Annotated in this window: 26 protein-coding genes; 7 read left to right on the top strand and 19 right to left on the bottom strand. The window is 52.0% G+C overall.

The features are described from left to right. Positions 1-30: 30 nt before the first annotated feature. Positions 31-681 carry an SHOCT domain-containing protein gene (locus tag ACFQO0_RS06935; RefSeq protein ID WP_382233287.1) on the top strand — a complete coding sequence of 217 codons (651 nt, stop codon included), beginning with the start codon at positions 31-33 and terminating at the stop codon, positions 679-681. A gap of 115 nt (positions 682-796) precedes the next feature. On the opposite strand, the gene ACFQO0_RS06930 is transcribed toward ACFQO0_RS06935, so the two are convergent. Next, on the bottom strand, positions 797-1,264 hold the full coding sequence (locus ACFQO0_RS06930; RefSeq protein ID WP_382233286.1) for an Hsp20 family protein: 468 nt from the start codon (positions 1,262-1,264) through the stop codon (positions 797-799). A gap of 324 nt (positions 1,265-1,588) precedes the next feature. On the opposite strand from ACFQO0_RS06930, the gene ACFQO0_RS06925 reads away from it, so the two are divergent. From ACFQO0_RS06925 to ACFQO0_RS06905, 5 genes are all read left to right on the top strand, one after another. Beyond that, a complete protein-coding gene (locus tag ACFQO0_RS06925; RefSeq protein WP_382233285.1) occupies positions 1,589-2,227 on the top strand; it encodes a PepSY-associated TM helix domain-containing protein in 639 nt (212 codons plus the stop codon). 33 nt (positions 2,228-2,260) lie between these two features. Further along, the gene (locus tag ACFQO0_RS06920; RefSeq protein ID WP_382233284.1) at positions 2,261-2,773 is read left to right on the top strand and encodes a DUF2271 domain-containing protein; all 513 of its coding nucleotides are present in this window, start codon (positions 2,261-2,263) and stop codon (positions 2,771-2,773) included. Between the two features lie 16 nt (positions 2,774-2,789). Continuing rightward, positions 2,790-3,665 (top strand): DUF4198 domain-containing protein, encoded by an 876-nt coding sequence (locus ACFQO0_RS06915; RefSeq protein ID WP_382233283.1) that lies wholly within the window; start codon positions 2,790-2,792, stop codon positions 3,663-3,665. 72 nt (positions 3,666-3,737) lie between these two features. Next, positions 3,738-4,772: an FAD:protein FMN transferase gene (locus ACFQO0_RS06910; RefSeq protein WP_382233282.1), complete on the top strand. Its 1,035-nt coding sequence runs from the start codon at positions 3,738-3,740 to the stop codon at positions 4,770-4,772. Then, positions 4,769-6,151 (top strand): sulfite reductase subunit alpha, encoded by a 1,383-nt coding sequence (locus tag ACFQO0_RS06905; RefSeq protein WP_382233281.1) that lies wholly within the window; start codon positions 4,769-4,771, stop codon positions 6,149-6,151. The genes ACFQO0_RS06910 and ACFQO0_RS06905 overlap by 4 nt, the downstream gene beginning before the upstream one ends. Before the next feature lie 30 nt (positions 6,152-6,181). On the opposite strand, the gene ACFQO0_RS06900 is transcribed toward ACFQO0_RS06905, so the two are convergent. The 4 genes from ACFQO0_RS06900 to ACFQO0_RS06885 form a co-directional block, all read right to left on the bottom strand. After that, entirely contained in the window at positions 6,182-6,862 is a 681-nt protein-coding gene (locus ACFQO0_RS06900; RefSeq protein WP_382233280.1) for a Fe2+-dependent dioxygenase, read from the bottom strand. An 80-nt stretch (positions 6,863-6,942) separates the two neighbouring features. Further along, positions 6,943-9,183 carry a catecholate siderophore receptor Fiu gene (locus ACFQO0_RS06895; protein WP_382233279.1) on the bottom strand — a complete coding sequence of 747 codons (2,241 nt, stop codon included), beginning with the start codon at positions 9,181-9,183 and terminating at the stop codon, positions 6,943-6,945. Positions 9,184-9,550: 367 nt separating this feature from the next. Continuing rightward, positions 9,551-10,231, bottom strand: coding sequence for a Fe2+-dependent dioxygenase (locus tag ACFQO0_RS06890; RefSeq protein ID WP_382234051.1), 681 nt, complete (start codon positions 10,229-10,231; stop codon positions 9,551-9,553). A gap of 66 nt (positions 10,232-10,297) precedes the next feature. After that, positions 10,298-12,607, bottom strand: coding sequence for a catecholate siderophore receptor Fiu (locus tag ACFQO0_RS06885; RefSeq protein ID WP_382233278.1), 2,310 nt, complete (start codon positions 12,605-12,607; stop codon positions 10,298-10,300). A gap of 342 nt (positions 12,608-12,949) precedes the next feature. On the opposite strand from ACFQO0_RS06885, the gene ACFQO0_RS06880 reads away from it, so the two are divergent. Beyond that, the gene (locus ACFQO0_RS06880) at positions 12,950-15,163 is read left to right on the top strand and encodes a hybrid sensor histidine kinase/response regulator (protein ID WP_382233277.1); all 2,214 of its coding nucleotides are present in this window, start codon (positions 12,950-12,952) and stop codon (positions 15,161-15,163) included. Positions 15,164-15,257: 94 nt separating this feature from the next. On the opposite strand, the gene ACFQO0_RS06875 is transcribed toward ACFQO0_RS06880, so the two are convergent. The 14 genes from ACFQO0_RS06875 to ACFQO0_RS06810 all read right to left on the bottom strand — a co-directional run bounded on the left by ACFQO0_RS06875 (position 15,258) and on the right by ACFQO0_RS06810 (position 26,224). Continuing rightward, positions 15,258-16,067, bottom strand: coding sequence for a PPK2 family polyphosphate kinase (locus ACFQO0_RS06875; RefSeq protein WP_382233276.1), 810 nt, complete (start codon positions 16,065-16,067; stop codon positions 15,258-15,260). Positions 16,068-16,069: 2 nt separating this feature from the next. After that, positions 16,070-16,522: a CoA-binding protein gene (locus ACFQO0_RS06870; protein WP_382233275.1), complete on the bottom strand. Its 453-nt coding sequence runs from the start codon at positions 16,520-16,522 to the stop codon at positions 16,070-16,072. A gap of 65 nt (positions 16,523-16,587) precedes the next feature. Further along, a complete protein-coding gene (locus ACFQO0_RS06865; RefSeq protein WP_382233274.1) occupies positions 16,588-17,010 on the bottom strand; it encodes a F0F1 ATP synthase subunit epsilon in 423 nt (140 codons plus the stop codon). Between the two features lie 95 nt (positions 17,011-17,105). After that, on the bottom strand, positions 17,106-18,506 hold the full coding sequence (gene atpD / locus ACFQO0_RS06860) for a F0F1 ATP synthase subunit beta (protein WP_382233273.1): 1,401 nt from the start codon (positions 18,504-18,506) through the stop codon (positions 17,106-17,108). Between the two features lie 70 nt (positions 18,507-18,576). Then, positions 18,577-19,446 (bottom strand): F0F1 ATP synthase subunit gamma, encoded by an 870-nt coding sequence (gene atpG, locus ACFQO0_RS06855; protein ID WP_382233272.1) that lies wholly within the window; start codon positions 19,444-19,446, stop codon positions 18,577-18,579. A 27-nt stretch (positions 19,447-19,473) separates the two neighbouring features. Continuing rightward, a complete protein-coding gene (gene atpA, locus ACFQO0_RS06850; protein WP_382233271.1) occupies positions 19,474-21,009 on the bottom strand; it encodes a F0F1 ATP synthase subunit alpha in 1,536 nt (511 codons plus the stop codon). A gap of 50 nt (positions 21,010-21,059) precedes the next feature. Continuing rightward, positions 21,060-21,593 carry a F0F1 ATP synthase subunit delta gene (locus ACFQO0_RS06845; RefSeq protein WP_382233270.1) on the bottom strand — a complete coding sequence of 178 codons (534 nt, stop codon included), beginning with the start codon at positions 21,591-21,593 and terminating at the stop codon, positions 21,060-21,062. Between the two features lie 2 nt (positions 21,594-21,595). Beyond that, positions 21,596-22,066 (bottom strand): F0F1 ATP synthase subunit B, encoded by a 471-nt coding sequence (locus ACFQO0_RS06840; RefSeq protein WP_382233269.1) that lies wholly within the window; start codon positions 22,064-22,066, stop codon positions 21,596-21,598. A 65-nt stretch (positions 22,067-22,131) separates the two neighbouring features. Further along, positions 22,132-22,377, bottom strand: a complete 246-nt coding sequence (gene atpE / locus ACFQO0_RS06835) for a F0F1 ATP synthase subunit C (RefSeq protein ID WP_011872763.1) — start codon at positions 22,375-22,377, stop codon at positions 22,132-22,134. Between the two features lie 94 nt (positions 22,378-22,471). Further along, on the bottom strand, positions 22,472-23,305 hold the full coding sequence (gene atpB, locus ACFQO0_RS06830) for a F0F1 ATP synthase subunit A (RefSeq protein WP_382233268.1): 834 nt from the start codon (positions 23,303-23,305) through the stop codon (positions 22,472-22,474). A gap of 13 nt (positions 23,306-23,318) precedes the next feature. After that, on the bottom strand, positions 23,319-23,657 hold the full coding sequence (locus ACFQO0_RS06825; RefSeq protein WP_382233267.1) for an ATP synthase subunit I: 339 nt from the start codon (positions 23,655-23,657) through the stop codon (positions 23,319-23,321). A 199-nt stretch (positions 23,658-23,856) separates the two neighbouring features. Continuing rightward, a complete protein-coding gene (locus tag ACFQO0_RS06820) occupies positions 23,857-24,453 on the bottom strand; it encodes an RBBP9/YdeN family alpha/beta hydrolase (protein ID WP_382233266.1) in 597 nt (198 codons plus the stop codon). Positions 24,454-24,490: 37 nt separating this feature from the next. Further along, on the bottom strand, positions 24,491-25,390 hold the full coding sequence (locus tag ACFQO0_RS06815; protein ID WP_382233265.1) for a ParB/RepB/Spo0J family partition protein: 900 nt from the start codon (positions 25,388-25,390) through the stop codon (positions 24,491-24,493). A gap of 63 nt (positions 25,391-25,453) precedes the next feature. Continuing rightward, positions 25,454-26,224, bottom strand: coding sequence for a ParA family protein (locus ACFQO0_RS06810; RefSeq protein WP_382233264.1), 771 nt, complete (start codon positions 26,222-26,224; stop codon positions 25,454-25,456). Positions 26,225-26,256 lie beyond the last annotated feature (32 nt).

The following is a 26,256-nucleotide window of genomic DNA, read 5'->3' as shown; positions in this document are numbered from 1 at the left end:
ACTTGTCCATATAAAAAATCAGGGAATAACATGTATAAAATTTTAAGGTTGGTCGTCATCTTGTGCGCCGTTACATCATTCACTACCGGCTGCAGGAATCTGTCAACGGCCAACGTCAATTCGTCAACAGATCTTTCTACACTCAAGACCATGTACGTCAAGCACTATCCATCCGACAATAGTGATGTCAACCAAGAAATAGCAGACAAGCTACGCGGCAAGGGCGTCACGGTAAGCACCGGCTCCGGTCCTGCGCCGAGCAATGTGGATGCCCTTGTTACCTATGTAGACAGGTGGATGTGGGACATCACCATGTATATGTTGGAATTGACCGTCACCATCCGTGACCCAAAAACCGAGGCACCTCTTGCCACTGGCAATTCGTTGCACACATCACTAACCCGTTTGTCGCAAACAGCCATGGTAGAAGAAGTCGTCAATAATATTTATGCTGCTGCACCGATATCGCGCCCGATACAAGGCACTGCTCTGCAACCAGTTCCCGCTAGCCGCTCTTCTGTAAACGTGTCTACCGCATCTCAGCTAGACAATTCTGCTAGCACCACGTCACCTAAAGACCTTGCACAAAAACTGCAGACGCTAAATGATTTGAAAAAAACCGGCGTCATTACAGAAGCTGAGTATGCAAAGAAACGCAAACAACTGATTGAAGATTATTAATACCCAATTTAGCTACTTCCCTTTCATGCAAAGCATCATCATGATTTGAATTAGAGATTATTGCGGCGAAAGCCTTTGCGGACGCAGGAAAAATTTCCTGCGTCCTGACTCATCTTTAAGCAGCCTTGCGCTCAAGTGTCTGCACATTGTCACCAACAGCATCAATCACTATCTTTCGCGGCTTCAACGCTTCCGGAATTTCTCTCGCCAGTTCGATATTCAACAAACCATTATCCAGTTGCGCACCGACTACACGGACGTGGTCAGCCAGCCGGAAATTATGTTCAAAATTGCGTGAGGCGATGCCACGATGCAGGAAGTTGCGTGGCGCTTCTTCGTGTTGTTTGCGGCCGGTGATCTTGAGCGTGTCGCGCTCGCTTTCTATCTCTATTTCGGACCGGTCAAAACCGGCAATCGCCATCGTGATGCGGTATTTGTCTTCGCTGACCAATTCAATGTTGTAGGGCGGGTAGCTGGGCTGCGGATCGTTCAGTTGTGCGCGCTGCGCATCATCGAACAATTGGGCCAGGCGATCAAAGCCGATAGCAGAACGATACAGCGGCGAAAAGTCATAAGTACGCATAAGAAATATCCTTTTGAAAAGTAAGCGATATGGTTGCTACGGACCTCATCATCGAGCATCCGCAATGCACATATAGGCATATCAAAATGCTTTTCAAGACCTTGAAATATCGACGGGTCGTCCCTACGGAAAATGGATTTTGCTTTTAATGCTCCCTCCGTTACCCCAGTCCTGTCACGCAACTGCTGCTCAAAGCGCCTCATCTTTATATTTCTTTACACAAAAACTCTTGCAATCGATTTCTGAATCAACGAAAATCTAAATGAGAATTATTATTATCTATAAAATGTTCGCTTCGTCCTACAACATGAAGAAAAATCCGTAATGCAAGCAAGCGCAAAAAGCCCCCAACGTGCTTACTGGCTCAAGACCTTGCATCAATGGCACTGGATTAGCTCAGCGCTGTGTTTGCTCGGCATGTTGCTGTTCAGTGTGACCGGCATCACGCTCAACCATTCATCACAGATAGAGGCCAAACCACAGATTTCCACGCAAGAGGCGCAACTGCCGGCGGAATTGCAGACGCAATTAGCGAAGCTGAATGTCGAAGAAGGTAGCAAGGATAAAACGCCGTTGCCGCCGGAATTAGCGCAATGGATGATGGACAAGATGTCGCTGGATGTGAGGGGGCGCGAGGTGGAATGGTCGCCAGACGAAGCTTATGTTGCGCTACCTCGTCCCGGCGGTGATGCGTGGGTGCGTATTGACAGGGCCAGTGGCACGGTCGAATCCGAATCAACCAATCGCGGCTGGATTTCTTATCTGAACGATTTGCACAAGGGGCGCAACACGGGTGAAGCGTGGAGCTGGTTCATCGATATTTTCGCCGCGGCATGTCTGATTTTTTCGATTACCGGTTTGTTCATTTTGAAAATGCACGCGACCAACCGACCGACTACCTGGCCGATAGTCGGACTCGGTGTTCTGATTCCATTTTTGCTTGCTATTTTATTTATTCATTGATTAATTCATCTACGATTCATTAAAGGTTTTTCTATGCAGATTCGTTATTCCTTCATGCTCGGCGCGGCCCTGACGACACCAAGCTTTGCAGCCGACCTGAATGTAAAGGTCGAAATCCCGCGTCTGACCGTGGCCGAATATCACAAGCCTTACGTCGCGTTCTGGATTGAAGGCGCAGATCAAACCTTCGTGCGCAACCTGGCCGTCTGGTACGACCTGAAGATGAAGAATAACGAAGGCACCAAATGGCTGAAGGACATGCGCCAATGGTGGCGTAAAAGCGGGCGCGATTTGCAGATGCCGGTCGATGGCTTGAGCAGCGCAACACGCGCCCCGGGCGAACAACAATTGAATTTCAACGGGGCCAAATCCGGCCTTGATAAATTGCCGGCCGGCGAATACTCACTCGTGGTGGAAGCCGCGCGCGAAGTCGGCGGACGCGAACTGATACGCGTGCCCTTCCAGTGGCCACCAAAATCGGCGCAAACCGCACAAGGTAAAGGCGAGCATGAACTGGGCGCTGTCACCATCGAATTAAAACCATAAATCAAGGACAACCAAAATGAAAAAGGCTTCCATGTGGCGCGTTGCTGCGCTGGCTGTTTCCCTCTCCGTTGCTTTGCCAATGGCAGCATACGCGCACCGTTCGTGGATGCTGCCATCCGCTACCGTGTTGTCTGGCAATGAACCATGGGTGACGGTCGATGCAGCGGTTTCCAACGATCTGTTTTACTTCGAACACAATGCAATGCGTCTGGATAACCTGGCCATCATCGCGCCAGATGGCAAAACCGTCGACGCAGAAAACAAAAATAGTGGCAAATACCGCAGCACCTTTGATGTCAAATTATCGCAAAAAGGCACTTATAAACTGACAGTAGTCAATGACGCGTTGAGCGCTAGCTACAAACTGGACTCCGAGAACAAACGCTGGCGCGGCAAAGCAGAAGACTTTGCCAAAGAGATTCCAGCGGAAGCAAAGGATGTGAACGTCAGCCGCATGCAAAGCCGGATGGAAGTCTTCGTCAGCTCAGGCAAACCAACTGACACCGTCTTGAAACCAACCGGCTCCGGACTGGAACTGGTACCGATCACCCATCCTAACGATCTGTTCGCCGGCGACACCAGCAACTTCCGCTTTCTGCTGGATGGCAAACCAGCCACCAACATTGAAGTCACGCTGATCCCGGGTGGCATACGCTACCGCGATCAGCTGGGCGAGATCAAGGTCAAGACCGACAAGGATGGCAAGTTCAGCGTCAAATGGCCCACTGCAGGCATGTACTGGATGACTGCGAGTAACGGTGGTGAACGCATGGTGCCACCGGTTGCAGGCGAGGTAAAAGCGGCTGCGCGCGAACCGCAACCAGTAGGCACACTCGCCAAACCAATCCGCCGCGTCAGCTACTCGGCAACGCTGGAAGTCCTGCAACCTTAAGTTCTGCCCAGGCTAGCCGCCCGTTGACCGTTCGCGGCAACGGGCGTTTTTCATTTTGCTATCAACACCTATATGCGACGCACACTGGTCCCCGTCATCAACATCCCACCCTTGCCGCCTGCTTTGGGTGGCGTGGTGCATACCTTGCAGGGCGAGACTATGGGAACGACCTGGTCCGTCAAGCTGGTGGCAGATGCCGCGCGTCGCTTGTCGACTTTGCACGAATTGATTCAGGCTCAACTCGATCATGTGGTCGCGCAAATGAGTACCTGGGAACCCGATTCCGATCTGAGTCGCTTCAACCAATCACTTGCCGGCACCTGGCATCTTTTGCCGGATGAATTTTTTAGCGTACTTGAATATGCATTGGCCGTCGCGCAAGCAAGCGATGGGGCATACGACCCAACTGCGGGCGCATTGGTTAATGCGTGGGGCTTTGGCCCGACACAGCGTTATAACGAAGCAGGCTTTGTGGCACCTACCCCCGCCGCCCTGGATTTCGCGCGCGCGCAATGCGGATGGCAACGCATTCAACTCGACAAGACCAGACGCCGTGTACTGCAGCCCGGGAATGCGTACATCGACCTATCTGCAATAGCGAAAGGCTTCGGCGTCGACCAGGTTGCACGTGTTTTACTGCAACGAGGCATAGACAGCTATCTGGTAGAAGTGGGCGGAGAGTTACGCGGTGCAGGCGTCAAGCCGGATGGGCAGCCGTGGTGGGTCGCACTGGAGCATCCTTTGCCCTCATCGTTGACGTCGGCTGTGACTAAAAACGCAAACATGGAAACCATCGCCGCCCTCTACAATTTGTCGGTCGCTACATCCGGCGACTATCGCCGTTATTTTGAAAAGAACGACCTACGTTTTTCGCACACCATAGATCCACGTAGCGGCGAGCCGATCCGTCATGGCCTTGCATCCGTAACGGTGCTCGATCGCGATTGCATGGCCGCCGATGCTTGGTCGACCGCGCTCGGTGTCATGGGAGCCGAACAAGGCTTGAAATATGCAGACCAACATGATCTGGCGGCCTTGTTTATCAATCGCGGCATAGACGGTTTTGAAGAACACATGAGCGCATCATTGGCGAGCTTGCTGCAATGAACTGGAGTGATCAAACCCGGGCCATTGTTGCGACCGTTCTTGTCGCCGTATATGCCGTCATGTGCACCACAATTTATTACGTACAGTTGCGCAAACGGCAGCAGGCATTGCGTAATGCCGCAGCGTTGATGCCTGCAGCGGATGGTGTGCAGCCATGGTTAATCGGCTATGCAAGTCAAACCGGTTTTGCTGAAGAATTAGCGTGGCACACCGCTCGTCTACTGCACGCCGCTGGCGTTCCCACACGCGTAGCAGTCCTGTCTGAAATCAGCGCGGCCGCTTTGTCGCAGACCGAACGCGCACTCTTTATTGTCAGCAGCTATGGCGAAGGCGATCCACCGGATAACGCCTCATTGTTTGCCGGAAAACTGATGAATACGCAACTTGCTTTGCCGAATCTGCATTTCGGCGTGCTGATGCTGGGCGATAGCGAATATGCAAATTTTTGCGGCTTCGGCCGCAGCTTGACGACGTGGCTCAAAGCATCAGGTGCGCAAGCATTATTTGACAGCATCTTCGTCGACAAAGCTGCTAACAGCGCATTGCAAACCTGGCAGCAGCAGCTCAGTCATATTGCGGGCACCAGTGACGCGCCCGATTGGCAAGCACCCTCATATCAACAATGGCGGCTGGTAGCACGCAAGCATTTGAATCCGGGTAGCGCCGGTGCACCAACTTTTCATCTGGAACTGGAACCCAGCACAGCTGCGGGAGACGCAGCAACAAATTGGGAAGCTGGCGATCTTGTGCAAGTACTTGCACCCCACGACGCGCAACGTCCGCGCGAATATTCGATCGCATCGATTCCATCCGATGGTCGCGTGCACTTGCTGGTTCGCCAGGAACGGCGTGAAGACGGCAGCCTGGGCATTGCCTCAGGCTGGTTAACCGAACAAGCGGCTGTCGGTGAAACGATCAACTTGCGCCTGCGTTCGCACAGCAACTTCCACCTCGGTGACAATGCGCATCGCCCTATGATATTGATAGGTAACGGCACCGGCTTGGCAGGCTTGCGCAGTCATTTGAAAGCACGCGCCGCAACGAGTGCGTCACGCAACTGGCTGATATTCGGCGAACGTAATGTCGCTTACGATTTTTACTATCGGGGTGAAATAGAAACGTGGCTAATGCAAGACGCACTGGAGCGCGCGGATATCGTGTTCTCGCGTGATCAGATTGAACGCGTGTATGTACAAGACAAGTTGCGCGAACAGGCGAAACAAGTACGCGCATGGATTGCGGCAGGTGCGGCGGTATATGTGTGCGGCAGCCTGGACGGCATGGCGGGCGGCGTCGAAGACGCGCTGACCGACATACTTGGCAAGGAAATCGTGGAACAGTTAATCGCGCAAGGCCGTTACCGACGCGATGTGTATTAAGCGATCAACGAAGGCGAATTTTATCGCCAACTAGACAACTGCCCATTGCCGCAACAGATTGTGATAGTGCCCCGTCAGGCCGACCACTTCTTCGCAATCACCTACTTTTTCCCGCAGCGTTTGGATGTTCTGGTCCAGCTCGTACAGCATCGTGCGGCGTCCATCATCGGCCACCATGCTTTGTATCCAGAAGAATGAGCAAACCCTTACGCCACTCGTTACTGGCTGTACTTTGTGCAAGCTACTCGACGGATACAAAATGAGATCGCCGGAAGGCAACTTTACTTCATGCTCACCGTAGGTATCGGCTACGATCAGTTCACCACCTTCGTACTCTTGTGGCTCGCACAGAAAAAGTGTGCACGACAAGTCCGTGCGCAGACTCAGGTTGGTGCCGGAAATCGAGCGTATCGAGCCATCGATATGAAAGCCGTAATGTTCACCGCCTTCATAGCGGTTGAATAGCGGTGGTACGAAACGATACGGCAATGCGGCGGAAACAAACTGTGGCATGTTTGTCAGTGCCTTGAGTATGGCTTCTCCAATTTCTTTGCCCGCTGCTGAACGTTCCGGCAACTGTCGATTGCGCTTGACCTGCGCGCCCTGCGCTCCCACCGTCTCACGGCCGTCTACCCACTCTGTCTCGTCTAACCGGAGGCGTATTTGCGCGACCTGTTGCTGCGTCAGTACTTCTGGTATGTGCAACATCATGATCTTGTCCCTCAATGGAAAATGAGCACCTCAATCAGGAGATGCTCAAGCTACAACAATACGTTACGCCTATGCTTTGCCTAGAATTTGAGATTGGCCGTTAGCAACGCACTGCGCTCTTCTGCAGGACGATAACGAGATCCGCCGCTATTAAGCGATGTAAAGTATTTCTTGTCGAACAGGTTATACAGATTCAATTGCAAAGATAGATTTTTGCTGACGTCATAGGACGCCATCGCGTCAGCAACCCAGTACTCTGGAATCTTCAACAAGTTGGTGCTAGGCGCAGTCAGATTGCTGCTGCGTGCAGCGGTATCCACATAGCGCGCACCGCCCCCAATGGTTACGCCGCCCGGCAATTTATACGTGGCCCAAGAAGTGAACGTTACCTTTGGAGAAAATACGATGACGCCGCCCTGATTTGCTGCGGTACCTTTTAGTATCTTTGAATCCATATAGGCAAAGCCGCTACTAACGTTCAGTTTTGGTGTGATTTGTCCTATCAATCCTAATTCGACGCCATCCACGCGGCGCTTTCCGATTTGGCTATATACGGCAGGACTGCCACCATCCGACAGCAATTCGTTCTTGTTTTCGCTGCGGTAGACAGCAGCAGTTGCAGAGACGCGATTGTCAAACAGATCCCACTTGGTACCGATTTCAATGTTGGTTCCTTTTTGCGGATCAAGATTGGCGTTGGCCTGATTGGTTGCACTGGCGGACAAGGCATTGTTGGCGCCGCCCGGCGGCTGGAAAGACACCGAGTAGCCGGCATAGATACTGCCATTATTGGCGGGCTTGAAAACCGCTCCCAACTTCCAGCTCAACAAATTATCTTGCAGACGCTGATCCGGATTTTTGACCAAATTCGGGGCGGTATAGGTTGCCGAATCAGTCTCCGTTTTGAATCGTTCCCAGCGCAAGCCGCCATTGACCATCCAGCGATCAGATAACTTCAGCGTGTCAAAGACATATAGCGCGGCGCTGAGGGTATTTCCGTCCGTATATGTACCCATGTACTGCGGCAATGCCATTGCCGTATTGATATTCGGCGCGTATAAATTTGCTGTCCCCGCAACGGTGACCGGCGTTTCGTTTTTTTGTCTTTCGTAAATCAACTCGACGCCGGTAGATACACTATGCTTGATAAAGCCCGTATCGAATTCTGTCGTGAGATTCGTTTGATTGGTAATGATCTCGTTAAGCTGTTGCTTGCCCTGCCTTGATCTGGCGATGGTAAAAGTTGATGGTGCCGCCCCTAACGCAGCGGTCACTGCATTTACGCCCGTCACCAGCAAGTCCTGTTTCGAGCGTCCAATACGCGTGGTGTTGCGTATCGTCGTGCCTGGCGCGATGTCGTGCTCTACCTTGGCGGTAAACATATCGACAGTGACATCGTCGTGATCACCTTGCACGCCATAATAATTTCTCGAATTGACGGCAGGGCCTGGCTGTTGCGTGGCACTGAAACCATAATCTTTCATACCGAAGGTAGAGACACCGCCGTCCGGCGTATTGCGCTGATCAATATGCAGGTAGTTAAGAATGGTGCGGGTAGACGTGCCCAACCCAAATGCCAATGAGGGTGCGATGCCTATGCGTTTATTGTTCACCTCGTTGCGCCCTGGTACATCGTAATCTTGGGCGAGCAGATTCAAACGGAAAGCCGATCCTGGGATACCCAGATCCAGCTTGCGGTTCAAATCAACTGTAGCCCGTTGGCGATCATGCGTACCGACCGTTACACTGGCGTTGCTGAAGTCATCAAGCTGCGCATTTTTTGAAACAAGATTGATATAGCCCGACGATGCGCCACGCCCATTGTCTGAGCCTGACGGGCCTTTCACTACCTCTATCTGTTCGAGATTGAAGGTGTCGCGGGAAATCGCACCGAGGTCGCGAATGCCATCAACGAAAATGCTGCCCGACGTATCAAACCCACGCATGAAAATCGCATCGCCGGTCTGTGTATTGCCATTCTCACCTAATTGAAGACTGATTCCTGGCGTATTGCGCAAGGCTTCGGTCAGAGAAGTGGCGCCTTGTTGCTGCAGCAGTTCTTTCTTGATTACGGTAATGGTTTGCGGTGTATCAACCAATGGCTGAGTAAATTTGGGTGAAGCAACCACATCTGCCTTGTAGTTGTCTGCCGTAGCGCCCTGCACGGTGATCTGCGGCAGCGTTTCTGCCTTCTTGGTCGCGGGGTCATTGCTTTGCTGTGCGTAAACTGCACCAGGTAACGCCATGACTGCCAGCGCTACGGCGGCTGAACAATTTAAACGACGGGCGATAGGGTGCTTGCGGCTTTTGATATGAGCCATTCTGATTTCTCCGAGTTGTGTTGTATGGGTCGGCTGGCTTGTCTGCGACCACTACGAACTCGTAATGTGTAAATCAGATGGCTGGCGGTCGATGGATGTCGACTGGAACTAAATGATAATCATTCTTCTTTGCTATGTAAACCAAGATGCACTTATAGAAAGACAAATGTTATATATACACAACACTCACTCTCGTCGTGGCTAGTAAGTCCGCTCCAGGATAATCGTGCCGATACCTGCTGAAAAACCATTAGAACGCTTGCAGGAATATTTTCCGACGCGGCCGCGATAGCGAAATGCCCTCATTTTTTCACTAATCTGCACATGGACGGGATCACGAGACGGGGTGCTGCGGTTGGCATATCACCTATACAGATGCCCATTGCCGCAGCAGGTTGTGATAGTGCCCTGTCAAACCAACGACTTCTGCACAATCGCCCAGTTTTTCGCGCAGCGCCTGAATATTCTGATCCAGCTCAAATAAAAGTGTACGTTTGCCATCATCGGCAATCATGCTTTGTATCCAAAAAAACGAGCATACGCGCGCGCCTTTTATTACCGGCTCAACCTTGTGCAGACTGCCAGACGGATAAAGAATCAAATCGCCCGCAGGCAACTTTACTTCGTGCTCACCATAAGTATCTGCAACGATTAACTCGCCACCCTCATACTCCTCCGGCTCACACAGAAACAAAGTGCATGACAGATCCGTGCGCAGGCTCAGATTAGAGCCGGGAATCGAGCGCACCGAACCATCAATATGAAAACCGTAATGTTCACCGCCCTCATAACGATTGAACAATGGTGGCATATAGCGCATAGGCAAGGCTGCCGAAAAAAACAAAGGGTTGCTTACCAATGCTTTTAGAATAATTTGCCCAAGCGCCATTCCTACTGGTGACAGTTCAGGCAACTGACGATTCTTCTTGACCTGAGCGCCTTGCGCGCCAACCGTAGCCTTGCCATCCACCCAATCTGTTGCGTCCAGCTTGTTACGGATTTCAACCACTTGCGCGGGAGTCAGGACTTCGGGAATATGCAACATCATGGTGATGGTTTCCTCAATTAAAAAAGCCCCTTCTGACATGAAGGGGCTTCATTGCAACAGTCTTTATCAGAACTTGATATTAGCTGAGAGTCTGGCCGACCGCGCAGTTCCCGGCGTATATCGATAGCCACTTTTGTTAATGGATGCAACGTAATCTTTGTCGGTCAAGTTATACAGATTTAATTGTAGATCGATATTCTTGCTGATGGTGTATGTGGCAGCAGCATCATAGACCCAGTAAGAATCAACAGAAGCTGGCGTACCTATCGCGCCATCCGTAGGTTTTTTCAGCTTACCCAGAAAGCGCGCGCCGCCACTAACGGAGAAGCCTGCTGGAAGCTTGTAGGTAGTCCATGCTGTAAAAGCCTGTTTTGGCGTATAGCTGAGCGCCGTGGAACCATCTGCATTCACTACAGCGCCACTTACAACATCCGTATCCATCGTTGTGTAACCGGCGCTGATTGACCAGAGCGAAGTGATGTCGCCAACCACGCCCAGTTCTATACCCTGCACCCGCTTCTTACCGGTTTGAAAGAAGCCGTCGGTGGCATTTCCTTCGACCTCATTGCTAACAATCGTGCGGTACACAGCAGCGGTTAATGCCAACTTGTTATCGATGACATCCCACTTGCCACCAATCTCAGTCGTCTTCGTTTCTTGCGGATCGAAGTTAGGATTGGTCGCTGTAGTCGATGTTGAATTCAGCTGAAAATTAGCACCACCTGGAGGTTGTTTAGACGTCGCATACGCTGCATACAGACTACTGTTTTCTGTTGGCTTGTAAAGCGCACCCAACTTCCAATTGATCAATGTCCCCGATTTATTTTCATCAGACATCTTATGCAATAGGCCAATCGGAAAACCGTTTCTGGCAGTGCCAATTACTGCGCTGCTGTAATCAGTCTCGTAACGATCCACCCGAACGCCGCCATTGATTTGCCATTGTGGATTTAACTCAAGCGTGTCGAATAAATATATGGATGCCGTATCCGTCTGGCCGGAGGTATCTGCGCCGTTGCGAAACGGGTTGTAACCTGTTCTGAGTACATTCGGATTCGGATTATAAAGATTCGCGTCCGCCAAAGTCCCCAAACCATCATACCCGCGGGTGTTTTGCTTTTCTCGCGTTAACTCAACACCTGTTGCAATAGAGTGTTTGATTGAACCGGTATCGAATTTCAAAGTTAAATTAGTCTGATTGGACCAGATTTCATTTTCCTGGTCTTTCATTTGGCTACTGCGAGCCACTGCCCAGCTTGAGCGATCCGCTGGATTTGGCGTTTTCAAGCCCGGGGCATCGCTCATGAATCCTGTCAGCAAATAATGCTCGGATGTCTTGCCGTAACGCGTAGTGTTTTGCAGTTTGGCGTTAGCGGAAATATCGTGCTCCACGCGCACAGTGAACATGTCTGCCTTTACGTCATCATAATCCGCAGTAGTGCCGTAGAAATTACTGGAATTTACTCTTGGTGCCGTGTTTAAAAAGGGCCGTGCAGCAATCGCTGTCACCGCTGGAGTCGCGGTCGGATTGGCCAATCGGGCCGGGCTGCTATAGCCAGGCAAACCAACCGTAGGCACGCCACCATCGGGAATGTTGCTCTGGTCTATATGCAAATAGTTGAGGTATGTGCGTGTGTTTGTTTGCAAACCGAATGCAAACGCAGCAGCGATACCTTCGCGATCGCTTTTCACTACATCGCGACCGGCGACACCTGAATCTTCTTTCATTAGATTCACTCGGAAAGCAGCGCCGCCTTCCAGATTAAGTGGCTTGTTCAAATCAGCGGTTACGCGTTTGTAGTCGTCAGTACCGAGACCGATCGTTCCCGAGTAAGCCTCTTTCATGGTCGGCTGTTTTGTCGACAAATTGATCGAGCCCGTCGGCGCACCGCGGCCTGTGTCGGCACCGGCAGGGCCCTTGGTTACTTCGATTTGATCGATATTAAATACATCCCGCGAGATGGAACCCAAATCACGAATACCGTCCACAAAAATTGAACTCGAGGTATCGAAGCCTCGCATGTAAATCGCATCACCTGTGTTGGTATTGCCATTTTCGCCCAGTGAGAAGGTACCCACACCTGGCGTATTGCGTAATGCTTCCGTCAAGGTTGTACCGCCCTGCTGCTGAACCAGTTCTTTCTTGATAACTGTAATAGTTTGCGTCGTATTAAGTAGCGGCTGAGTAAATTTGGGTGATGAAACTGCATCCGCCTTGAAACTGTTCGTGGTACCTTGCACTTCAATTTCCGGCAATGTTTGTGTTACCTGTTGTGCATACACGGTGCCTGGCAAAGCCATCACTGCGAGCGCAACCGCTGCTGAACAATTCAAACGGCGCGCAATCGGGTGCTTGCGGCTTTTAATATGAGCCATCTGTATTCCTAAAAGTAGAATATGTGCACTGGCTAATCTGCAGTCGGCACGACCCTCGCGGAGGGTGTATTAGATGGCTGGCATTTGGCTGGCGTTTGGCTCGTCACGAGCCGGGGAATGCAGATGATAATGATTCGTTTTTATAAAGTCAAACCAATATCATAAAACTGTTGCTTCTAAAGTTACCGTAGCGCCAAGGGTCGACGGCTCATCATCGTTACTTAAATGTCAAACAGAGGGATTTGTTCTACGAAAGCTCGCTTTCATAGTATCTTTACTTCCGTTGCCATCAGTAAAAATCCTTCTGCTGCGCAGGTTCAAATGATCTAAATTCCGCCACTGATGCCCATTCGCTCTCGCCTATTAATTCTGGTCCTTGCCGTTCTAATTCCCGCGTTCATGACCGCTGGCGTCGGCATGATCTATATTTATTCAGAGTCGCAACAAACGCATCGGCAAAGCATGCGCGAAGTGGCTCACGCTTTGGCGCTGGTGGTCGACAAAGAGATCGCCAAGCGCGAGGCCATTCTGCAAACATTGGCAACTTCTACCGCGCTGGATGCAGCGGATCTCGACGATTTCTACCTGCAGGCAAAACGCCTGGCTCCCACCATTGAAACTTCGATCGCACTGCGCGACGTCAGTGGCAAGGTATTGCTGAATACGCGCTTGCCGCAAGGAACATCCATACAGCCATCTCCTGCGGGTATTGCTGAATTGCGCGCGCACTATGGGCCTGACGCGACGGTGGTGTCCAACATGTATTTCGCACCGGTAGGCAAGCAATCCAGTATTTCAATCCAGATACCGGTCAAACGCGGCGGCACGCTTATTTATTATCTGGAAATGAGCCTGTTTGTCAGCCAGCTGCAGCGCGTCTTCAATGAACAGGAATTGCCAGGTAGCTGGATAGGCACCATCGTTGATCGCAATTCGGTCGTGGTCGCGCGCAATAAGGATGCGGAAAATTTTGTCGGAAAAAAAGCGTCTGAAAATATTAAAAAGAAGATGGAAGAAAGTAGCGAGGGGTTCAACGACGGTGTAGCGCTCAGCGGCGAACCGGTCTTTGCCTTCTTTAGTCGCGCACCCAATTCGGAATTGCGTTTTGTGGTCAGCGTACCGCATAAAGAATTGCAACAAACCGCTACGCGTGCGGTTGCCTACATAGGATTGTTGTCACTGCTCTTATTGGGCGTCGCGGTGATCGCCGCGCTCGCGGTGGCGCGCAACACGGCAACATCTGTGGAGAAATTGCTGCACTCGGCACAGGCGCTCGGCAAAGGGGAGTTGCTCACACCTATGCAATCAGGCATAGCCGAGTTCGACGCGGTCAGTCACGCAATGATGCAAGCCAGCCATGAGCTGAAAGCCAGCAGAGAAAATTTGGAGCGTCGCGTCGCCGAGGCCGTTTCTATTGCTGAACGCTCGCAACGTGCGCTGTTGCAAGGGCAAAAGCTGGAAGCATTGGGACGTTTGACCGGAGGCATTGCGCACGATTTCAATAATGTGCTGCAAACGCTGACCAGCGGCTTGCAAGTATGCTTGATGTCCGCCTCCACAGATCGCGAAAAATCGCTGTTGCAAGCCTGCCTGCGCGCCGTCAAACGCGGCGTCGAATTAAGCCGGCAGTTGATGGCTTTCGGACGCGTGCAAGATGCGCGCCTGGAAACGCTGGATGTCAGCAAACATTTGCAGTTGGCCGTTCCTTTGCTGACCGGTGCCTTGCCTAGCAATATTGAATTCAAGCTGGTTGTGCATGACGATCTGTGGAGCATAACCGTGGATCCTTTGCAGCTGGAACTTGCATTGCTCAATCTGGTCATGAATGCACGTGATGCGATGCCGAATGGTGGTGCAATCACATTGGAAGCGCGCAATGAGATCATCGACACTGCCGGCAACGAGTTGCCGGCAGGCGAATATGTGCGCATCAACCTGACCGATACCGGCATAGGCATGAGTGAAGAGGTCGCAGCGCGCGCACTGGACCCTTTCTTCACCACCAAGAACGTCGGTGAAGGTGCAGGCATGGGCTTGCCGCAGGCGTACGGTTTTGCTAAGCAAAGCGGCGGCACATTGACCCTGCATAGCGAATCGGGCGCCGGCACAACGATCGTGTTTTTTCTGCCGCGCAGCAACAGGGCAACCACCTTGCCGCAACTTGCCACCAATAGCCTTCCATTTCAACAATCCAGCGGCAAGGTGCTGTTCGTCGAGGACGATCCACTGGTGCGCGAAACTGTCACGTCGGCCTTAACCGCAGCAGGACTGGACATCCAGGTTGCGCAAAGCGGCAAGGATGCCTTGCTGTTGCTGGAATCAGGACAGACGTTCGATGTAGTGTTCTCGGACATCGTCATGCCGGGCGGCATCAGCGGCATCGATCTGGCGAATATTGTTCGCGAGCGCTTCCCCACTACCCGTATCGTGCTGGCTACCGGCTATTCTGAGCGTCGCATTAACTTACCGGACGTGCGCTTGCTGGCCAAGCCGTATTCGATGACGGATGTCGTCGCTGTATTGAACAACGAATTGACCCAAACAAGCCGCGGCTAAGTCGGCGCCGGATTGACGTCAACACTCGAACGGTGGGCTCGATAAAGAAAGCGAGAGCAGGCAAGGACGATGGGAACACTTGTCCTTGCCTTCATTACACCACTTTCAACTTTGAATAATCAGGATTTGCAGGCGGATAAGCGAGCTTCAAGTTTTGCAGTGTTTCGACCACGATAGTGGCAATCGCCAGATTGCGCTGCGTTTTTGAGTCGGCCGGAATCACATACCAAGGCGCGTGATCGGCATCAGTTTCATCTATCGCTTTTGCATACAGGCGCTGGTAATCGCTCCAGTATTTTCGTTCTTCCAGATCATTGGGATCGAACTTCCAGTGTTTGTCCGGATCAGCAATGCGTTGTTCCAGTCGCTTCTTCTGTTCATCGCTGGAGATATGCAGAAAAAATTTGAGTACGACGGTACCGGTTTCCGCCAGCATCTTTTCAAAGCCGCGTATATGCTCGTAGCGTCGCGCACATTCCTTGTCATCTATCCAGTCGTGCACGCGCGTAATCAATACATCTTCATAATGACTGCGATTGAAAATGGTGAGCTCGCCCTTGCCCGGCACCTGCTGATGCACGCGCCACAGGAAGTCGCGATCTTTCTCGGCCGGCGTCGGTGCCTTGAAGGCAACGCTGTGTACGCCCAAAGGATCGATTTTGCCAAACACGCCACGCACGGTACCGTCCTTGCCGGAGGTATCCATTCCTTGCAGTACGATCAATATCTTGTGCTTATGCTGTGCATACAAAATATCCTGCGACTCGGCGATCCATGCTGCCAGCTCGTCGATCTGCAATTTATCCTGCGTCTTGTCGCCGCTGGAAAGCGGTTTTTCGGCCGCGGCTGCGTCGGCTATCTTTAGCTTTTTTGCGGCGCGGAATAGTTGCAGGACACTGGCCATGATTATCCTCGTTGGTCTTGTTGAGCCCGCCAGATTGCGTGATCAATTTTTGTGCAGCGATCTGCCACCACATCCAAGCCGGCCGCACGCGCCTTATCGGTTGCGGCTTCATTGATCACGCCAATTTGCAGCCATATCCCTCTGGCCCTGATGGCGATCGCTTCATCAACGATTGGTGCTACCAGTTCGGATTTGCGAAAAATATCGACCAGGTCAATTCGCGTCTGCTGTTCTGCCAAGGCCGCAGCAGCCAGCGTCAGCGTGGCATAGCAGTGTTCGCCCAGTATGTGTGTGCCCGCACAGGCGGGATTGACCGGAATAATACGATAACCATGACGCTGCAAATAGGCGGCGACTTCATGGCTGGGCCGATCGGATTTCGGCGACAAGCCAACGACGGCGATAACGCGCGATTCCGACAGCATTTTGACGATGGTTTGCGGATCTTGATTCATGATTTCTTTTCCAAAAACAAGAAGGGCAGCCTAAGCTGCCCTTCATTGTATGCGGGAATTCGCGATTAGCGCTTGTGACGCAACCGTTGAATCGCCGCCAACTGTGCAATTGCGGAAGCCAACTCGGCTTGAGCTTGTGCGTAGTCGATTTTCGATTCTTTATTGACCAGTGCTTCTTCGGCCAATCGTTTCGCTTCTGCTGCCTTGGCTTCATCCAGATCGGCACCGCGAATTGCGGTGTCGGCCAGAACCGTCACGCCGTGTGGTTGCACTTCCAGAATGCCGCCTGCTACAAAGACGAATTCGTCTTCAGCCTGGCCAGCAATCTTGATGCGTACCGCACCTGGTCGGATGCGTGTGATCAATGGCGTGTGGCCCGGCAAAATACCGAGTTCGCCCGATTCGCCCGGCAGCGCGACAAACTCTGCTTCACCGGAGAAGATTTCTTCTTCGGCGGAGACTACCTCTACGCGCATTGTGTGTGCCATGTTAGAACCTTATTTCTTCGTCCAAAGACCGATACAAAAACGTTTGCTTGCGTAGTGCCGGGGGTGAGTCCGGCGCTGCGCAAGCTGCTCAATGATTAGTTGAGTTTCTTCGCTTTTTCGATTGCTTCTTCGATGGTGCCTACCATGTAGAACGCTTGTTCTGGCAGGTGATCGAGTTCGCCGGATGCGATCATTTTGAAACCATTGATCGTATCTTTCAGCGAAACGTATTTACCTGGCGCGCCGGTAAATACTTCAGCAACGTGGAACGGTTGCGACAGGAAACGTTGCATCTTACGTGCACGTGCGACCAGCAATTTGTCTTCTGGTGCCAACTCGTCCATACCCAGAATCGCGATAATGTCGCGCAATTCTTTGTAGCGTTGCAAGGTACCTTGAACAGCGCGCGCTGTGTCGTAGTGATCTTGACCAACGACGAGCGGATCCAATTGACGCGATGTCGAATCGAGTGGATCAACCGCAGGGTAGATACCCAGCGATGCGATGTCACGCGACAGAACAACGGTGGAATCCAAGTGAGCAAAGGTGGTTGCTGGTGATGGATCGGTCAAATCATCCGCTGGAACATAGACGGCCTGGATCGATGTGATCGAACCGGTTTTTGTAGATGTAATACGTTCTTGCAGACGGCCCATTTCTTCAGCCAGCGTAGGTTGATAACCCACAGCGGAAGGCATACGACCCAACAGAGCGGAGACTTCGGTACCAGCCAGTGTGAAACGATAGATGTTATCGACGAAGAACAACACGTCTTTACCTTCGTCACGGAATGCTTCGGCCATCGTCAAACCGGTCAACGCAACGCGCAGACGGTTACCTGGTGGTTCATTCATTTGACCGTAGACCATCGCTACTTTGGAGTTGGCTGGGTTTTCCAGATCAACAACTTTCGCATCAGCCATCTCGTGGTAGAAGTCATTACCTTCACGAGTACGTTCACCAACACCAGCAAACACGGACAAGCCGCTGTGTGCTTTAGCGATGTTGTTAATCAGTTCCATCATGTTGACTGTCTTACCGACACCAGCACCACCGAACAAACCGACTTTACCGCCTTTTGCGAACGGGCAAACCAAGTCAATAACCTTGATGCCTGTTTCCAGCAAATCTTGCGATGGCGACAGTTCGTCGTACGCAGGCGCTTTGCGGTGAATCGATGCTGTGCGCTCTTGGCTCACAGGACCGCATTCGTCGATCGGGTTACCCAACACGTCCATGATGCGGCCAAGAGTAGCCGTACCGACTGGCACCGTGATTGGATGACCAGTGTTTTGAATGATCATGCCGCGACGCAAACCGTCGGATGTACCGAGCGCAATGGTACGAACAATACCGTCACCCAACTGTTGCTGAACTTCCAGCGTCAGTTCGGAGCCTGCCATCTTCAAGGCATCGTAAATCTTAGGCATCGCATTGCGGGGAAATTCAACGTCCACCACCGCGCCGATACACTGAACGATTTTGCCATCAGCCATTTTCGTTCCTTCAATATATAAAATTTAAAATCTGGTTGTTGGGGACAACTTGCGTTGCCCCGCAATCGAATTAAACCGCAGCCGCACCGGCGACGATCTCGGAAAGTTCTTTCGTAATCGCTGCCTGACGCGTCTTGTTATAGACCAGTTTCAGTTCGCCAATCACGCTACCTGCATTGTCGCTTGCCGATTTCATCGCCACCATGCGAGCCGATTGCTCGGACGCGAGGTTTTCTGCTACAGCTTGGAAAATCAGCGCTTCAACGTAACGCACCAGCAATTCATCAATCACGGTTTGCGCATCTGGCTCGTAGATGTAATCCCATGCCAGCGAATCTGCATCTGCCTTCAACGCATCAGCAGCCAATGGCAGCAACTGCTCCATCATCGGCTCTTGCTTCATCGTGTTGATGAACTTGGTGTACACGACATACACCGCGTCCAGCTTGCCTTCTTGATACGCATCGAGCATCACCTTGACCGGGCCAATCAGCTTTTCCAGGTGTGGGGTGTCGCCGATTTGCACCGCATGCGACACGACACGCGCGCCGATACGATTCAGGAAACCCAAACCTTTATTGCCAATCGCAACGGTTTCGACTTTCTTGCCTTGCGCTTCAAGTTCGCGCAACTTGGTCGTCACGATACGCAGGGAGTTCGTGTTCATACCGCCACACAAACCCTTGTCCGTCGTTACGATGATGAAACCAACCGTTTTCGACACATCCGACTTCACCAGAAACGGATGCGTGTATTCCGGATTGGCTTGCGACAGGTTGGCAGCGATATTACGAATCTTGTCGCTGTATGGACGAGCCGCACGCATCCGGTCTTGCGCTTTACGCATTTTGGATGCGGCGACCATTTCCATCGCCTTGGTGATCTTCTTCGTATTTTCTACGCTCTTGATCTTGCCACGTATCTCTTTGCCTGAAGCCATGAGTTATTACTCCTTATAGCCCCGGAATCAGAACGATTTTTTGAAATCAGCAATCGCGGCAGCCAATGCAGCTTCGTCGTCTTTCTCGAGCTTCTTGGTGTCTTCGATTTTTTGCAGCAATGCTGCGTGGCTGGACTTCATGAAACCGTGCAGACCTGCTTCGAATGCGAGTACACGTTTGACTTCGAGATCATCGAAGTAACCTTTGTTGACCGCAAACAGCGAAACCGCCATCAACGAAATCGACAAAGGTGCGTACTGAGCTTGTTTCAACAATTCGGTTACACGTGCACCGCGGTCGAGTTGCTTGCGTGTCGAAGCATCCAGATCCGAAGCGAACTGAGCAAACGCAGCCAATTCACGGTACTGCGCCAGATCGGTACGGATACCGCCGGACAGGCCTTTGATGACTTTGGTTTGAGCTGCACCACCAACGCGCGATACCGAGATACCAGCGTTAATTGCTGGACGGACGCCCGAGTTGAACAACGATGTTTCCAGGAAGATCTGACCGTCGGTAATCGAAATTACGTTGGTTGGAACGAATGCAGAAACGTCGCCAGCTTGTGTTTCGATGATAGGCAGAGCTGTCAACGAACCGGTTTTGCCCTTAACTTCACCTTTGGTGAAAGCTTCGACGTAATCGACATTGACGCGTGCTGCGCGTTCGAGCAAACGGCTGTGCAGGTAGAACACGTCGCCAGGGTACGCTTCGCGGCCTGGTGGGCGGCGCAACAGCAGCGACACTTGACGGTATGCAACAGCTTGTTTCGACAAATCGTCATACACGATCAGCGCATCTTCACCGCGATCGCGGAAGTATTCGCCCATGGTGCAACCGGAGTAAGCTGATACGAATTGCATCGCAGCGGATTCCGACGCCGTAGCGGCGACCACGATCGTGTATTCCATCGCGCCGTGCGCTTCGAGCGAACGAACGATGTTTTTAACAGACGATGCTTTTTGGCCGATAGCAACGTAGATACACGTTACATTTTGACCTTTTTGATTGATGATGGCATCGATCGCAACAGCGGTTTTACCGGTTTGACGATCGCCAATGATCAGTTCGCGTTGACCGCGGCCGATAGGTACCATCGCATCAATCGCCTTGATACCGGTTTGCATCGGTTGATCAACGGATTGACGTGCAATAACGCCTGGTGCGATTTTTTCGATAGGTGCTGTCAACTTGGTGTTGATAGGACCTTTGCCGTCGATCGGTTGACCGAGAGCATTAACGACGCGACCGCGCAGTTCAGGACCGATAGGCACTTCCAGAATACGACCGGTACATTTAACCGTGTCGCCTTCCGAGATGTGCTCGTATTCGCCCAGAATAACGGCGCCGACGGAATCACGTTCCAGGTTCAGCGCGAGGCCGAAAGTATTGCCTGGGAATTCCAGCATCTCGCCTTGCATAACGTCGGACAGACCGTGAATGCGGCAGATACCGTCGGACACGGAAATGACCGTGCCTTGATTGCGAATCTCAGCGGTGTCGCCAAGACCTTGAATACGGCTCTTGATCAGTTCGCTGATTTCAGACGGGTTGAGTTGCATATAAACTCCTAAAATTTTTCTCTGTAGCTTAGGCTAGGCCCGGGCGACGATTACGCAGTCAACGCAACTTGCATCTGTTGCAGTTTCGCGCGCACCGAGGTGTCGAGCACTTCATCACCGACAACGACACGCACGCCACCGATCAGTGCGCTATCAACAGCGACGGTCGGGTTAAGCTTGCGGCCGAATTTCTTTTCCAGCGTAGCGACCAGCTCGGTCAACTGTGCTGCCGACAATTCAAACGCGCTGACGATTTCTGCATCAGCGGCGCCTTCTTGCGCATTTTTCAATGCGTGAAACTGTGTCGCGATTTCCGGCAACAGCGTCAGGCGGTCGTTTTGCACCAGCATGTTGATGAAGTTTTTCGCTTCAGCGCCAACCGGCGATTTAAGCGCCGAGATGAATGCACTGCTGATAACGTCATCCGAGATCTTCGGGTTGTGCGCCAATGCATACACATCGGGATTCGCAGCAACCTGAGACATTTCGGAAACCAGTTCAGACCAGCCATTCAAATCAGCGGCTTTCGCCACACGGAACAGAGCTTCAGCGTAAGGACGGGCAATCGTTGCGAATTCAGCCATGATTACAGCTCGGCTTTCAGTTGGGACAACAGATCGGCGTGGACTGCAGCATTGACTTCACGCTTCAGAATTTGCTCAGCACCTTTAACTGCAAGGATGGCGACCTGGTCACGCAATGCTTCGCGAACCTGGGTTGCTTGCTGATCAGCATCCGCTTTGGCTGTCGCGATGATACGCGCAGCTTCTTCAGCAGCTGTTTTCTTGGCTTCATCAATAATGCTTTGGCCGCGCTTCTCGGCATCGCCGATACGCTTTTGACCTGCTTCTTGCGCAGATGTCAGTTCTGCCTGGGCGCGCTTTTCAGCGGCTGCCAGATCAGACTTGCCACGTTCGGCAGCTGCCAAACCGTCCGCGATCTTCTTGGCGCGCTCATCGAGCGCATTCATCAGTGGTGGCCACACGAATTTCATCGTGAAAGCTGCCAGGATGAAGAAGACCACGAACTGCGCAATCAAAGTTGCATTTAAGTTCATGGTAATTCCTTCTCTAAGTAACGTATGCCGAAAATGTCTTCAGCGTGAAACGGTCAACGACCGAATTACTTAGCGATGAACGGGTTAGCGAATGCGAACAACATAGCGATACCAACACCGATCAGGAACGCAGCATCGATCAGACCAGCCAACAGGAACATTTTGGTTTGCAATGTGTTCATCAATTCTGGTTGACGAGCAGAAGCCTCAAGGTATTTGCCACCCATGATAGCGATACCGATACAAGCGCCGATTGCGCCCAGACCAATAATCAAACCACAAGCCAGCGCTACAAATGAGAGATCAGTCATGACAATTCCTTCAAAGTTAAGTTAATACAAAAATTAATACAAAAAGTTAAATCAAAATCCAAAAGCTTTATTACAGAATCCAGTACTTACACCATCAATGCGATTCGTGAGCCTGACCGATATACACCAGTGTCAGCATCATGAAAATGAACGCTTGCAAGAAGACGATCAGGATGTGGAAGATTGCCCACACAGTACCCGCCAGTACATGGCCGAAGAAACCGAACGCGGTGGCGGTCGAACCCAGCAATGCAATCAACAAGAACAGCAATTCGCCGGCGAACATGTTGCCGAACAACCGCATCGCGAGGGAGACAGTTTTCGCAGCAAATTCAATGATGTTCAACAGCAAGTTGAACGGTGCGAGCCAGATACCAAACGGTGCCGCGAACAGTTCATGAACGAAGCCGCCAGCACCTTTGATTTTGATGTTGTAGAAAATCATCAGTGCAAAGACGCCAAGCGCGATGCCCATGGTGCCGTTCAAATCGGCGGTTGGAACCACGCGGTGATACGGGAAAATGTGCTCAACGCCCAGCGCGCTGAAAATGGCCGAGAACATATCAACTGGCAAGAAATCCAGCGAGTTCATCAACGCAACCCAGACAAATACGGTCAGTGCCAATGGTGCGATGAAGCTGCGATCTCCATGAACAATCGATTTAGCCTGGTTGTCGACCATTTCGACGATCATTTCAACTGCTGCCTGGAAACGACCAGGAACGCCGGAAGTTGCCTTGCGTGCTGCGAGATACATGAACAGGCTGCCGACAACGCCAGCAAAGATGGACCAGAAAATCGTGTCCATATTGATAATCGAAAAATCGACGATCTTGTCCTGATGCTTGGTCGAAAAATGACCCAGATGGTGGACGATATATTCGGAAGCGGTTGGTGCTGCGTGATGCGCCGCCCCTGCAGTAGCCATTTCAGTCGCCATGTCAGTGCCTAAATAATAAGATGATGTAACTTTTTAGCGCCACGATGAACGCGGCGACCAGCGCCAGCAAATTCAAATCGCGGTACAACCAGACCACCGCCCCTAACAGAGCAATCGTCAATGCAATCTTGATAAATTCACCGATGAAAAAAGTCATCGGATTAACAGACTCGGATTTTTGCGCAGCGGAAAATAAACGTAGCGCAAAGAGACCATTCGGCACCACGCAGCACAACCCACCTAACAGCGCCGAATACAGCGCAGGCATCCCAGCGATCAAACCGGCAATTATGCTGGCAATTACCGTAGTCGCGAGTTGCAAGAGGACGACGGGCAGCATACTGGGTCCAAATGATGCAGCCTTGTGGCGATCTTTCGATCTAGCCATACGGGCCGGAGTGAATTAAGTCGTGCGTTCCATGAAGCCACGGGATTATAAGGGCTTTCCTTGTGTACCGTCAAACGTTTGCGTCGGAAAAAATCCGTGTCTTGATGACAGTTCAATGACCATCGCCGATCCCGCATCGCAAATATTTGCCTTATGCCAACGCCATCAGATATTCACGGCCTCGCGGCCAGTCGCCCAGATTGCTCTGCGCATTGATGTGACCGCAAGCCCCTAGCGAAATGAATTGCGCATGCCAGTTCGTGGCAAAAGATTGTGCTTTTGGCAGCGCGCACCATGGATCGTCCGAGGAAGCGACGACCGTCGCTTTGAATGGCAGACGCAGGCTCGGCATCGGGGCAAACCCGCTAGCGGCAACTGGGAAATCGACTTGTTCTACATCGGCCGGTGCGACCAGCAGGGCGCCAGTGATTTTCTTTGCATGCAATGCATGCCCGTATTCCAGCGCCCACCAGGCAACCAGCGCGCAACCCAGACTGTGTGCGACCAGAATAACCGGGCCTTCTATATGTAACAACAAAGTATTCAGCGCCTCAACCCATACCCTGCGCTGCGGCGCATCCCAGTCGTGCTGTTGCACCCGCACGACATTCGGCAGGATTGCTTCCCATCGCGTTTGCCAGTGGACTGCGCCTGAATTGCCCAAGCCGGGCAAGATCAGGATCGTAGCGGGTTCAGTGGACTGTTTGCGGTACGCACCTGAAGACAGGCCGGATGATATCTCTGACATTGCACCCTGCTTTACTTGCTTTTCTCTTACTGCTTGCTCACGAGGTTTCGCGTAATTTGGAAAGTATGCCGTCGAGCGCATCCAGATCCGCAAAATCGATGATCAACTGCCCTTTGTTTTTTGCGCCCAGCTTGATCACCACCTGGGTTGCCAATGCATCCGACAGTTCTTCTTCCAGACGCGTGATATCGCGTGATTTTTCCTTGCCGTTGGCCCGCGGCTTGCCACCACTCGATTGCTCCAGCGTGGAACGCACAACCAATTTTTCAGCTTCGCGTACCGACATGCGTTTGGCGACAACTTGATTCGCCAGATTGATTTGCGTCGCGCTATCCACCGCCAGCAGGGCACGTGCATGACCCATGTCGATATCGCCGGCCATCAGCATGGTTTGCACCGGCTTGGCCAGATTCAGCAAACGCAGCAGATTGGAAACCGCACTGCGCGAACGGCCAACTGCCGTCGCCGCCTGCTCATGTGTGAAATTGAAGTCGGCGATCAAGCGATGTATGCCTTGCGCTTCTTCCAGCGGATTCAAATCTTCGCGCTGGATATTTTCAATCAGCGCCATCGCGGCGGTGGCTTCGTCGTCGACTTCCTTGACCAGCACCGGCACTTCGGTCAGACCGGCAAGTTGCGCGGCGCGGAAACGACGTTCGCCGGCGATGATTTCGTAACGCGGCTTGCCATTGCCGGATGCAATGGGTCGCACCAGGATCGCTTGCAACAAGCCTTGCGCCTTGATCGATGCGGCCAGTTCATTCAATGCGCCTTCGTCCATGCGTGTGCGCGGCTGATACTTGCCGGCCTGCATGTCGGTAATTTGCAATACCGACGGTGCGCCGGGAATGGCTGCAATCGCTTCATTGAAATCCGTTGCACCGCCCAGCAATGCGTCCAGACCGCGACCCAAACCTTTTTGTTTTTTCGTGACCATAATTCCTGACTCACATCGATTGATTAGCGAAGTGGCGAAAAGCGCCCTCTTCTCCGCAAAGTGTTATAGCGCCTTGATGCGCTCAACCATTTCCGCGCCGAAAGCCAGATACGCTTGCGCACCCTTCGACGCCGGATCGAAATTAATGCCCGGCATGCCATACGATGGCGCTTCCGCCAACCGTACATTGCGCGGGATGATGGTTTTGAATACCTTGTCGCCGAAATGCTGTTCCAGCTGCGCCGACACTTGCTGCGACAAAGTCATGCGTGGATCGAACATCACGCGCAGCAAGCCGATGATCTTCAAATCCGTATTCAATTTTGCATGCACCTTCTTGATCGTATTGACCAGGTCGGACAAACCTTCCAGTGCGTAGTATTCACATTGCATCGGGATAATCACGCCATGGGCGGCACACAAGCCGTTCAAGGTGAGCATGGACAAGGCCGGCGGACAATCGATCAGCATGAAGTCGTATTCGGCATCGACCACGGCCAACGCATCCTTCAAACGCTTTTCGCGATTGTCTAGCTCAACCATTTCAACTTCTGCACCCGCCAGCTCACGGTTCGCCGGCAGTACATCGAACTTGCCCGCTTCCGATGTCACGCGTGCCGTGTTCACATCAGCCATGCCGAGCAGTACTTCATAAATCGACGACTTTAACTCGGCCTTGTTGATGCCTGCGCCCATCGTCGCATTGCCTTGCGGATCCAGATCCACCAGCAGTACGCGCTGATTCAGTTGTGCCAGACCTGCTGCCAGATTGACTGCGGTAGTGGTTTTACCGACGCCGCCTTTTTGATTGGCGACGCAAAATATTTTTGCCATATTCTCGTTTTAGTTAGTGGTCAATTTGATGC

Source organism: Herminiimonas aquatilis (genome assembly GCF_042665175.1).
Taxonomy (GTDB): Bacteria; Pseudomonadota; Gammaproteobacteria; order Burkholderiales; family Burkholderiaceae_D; genus Oxalicibacterium; species Oxalicibacterium aquatilis.
This window is presented reverse-complemented; position numbering and strand designations above follow the sequence as displayed.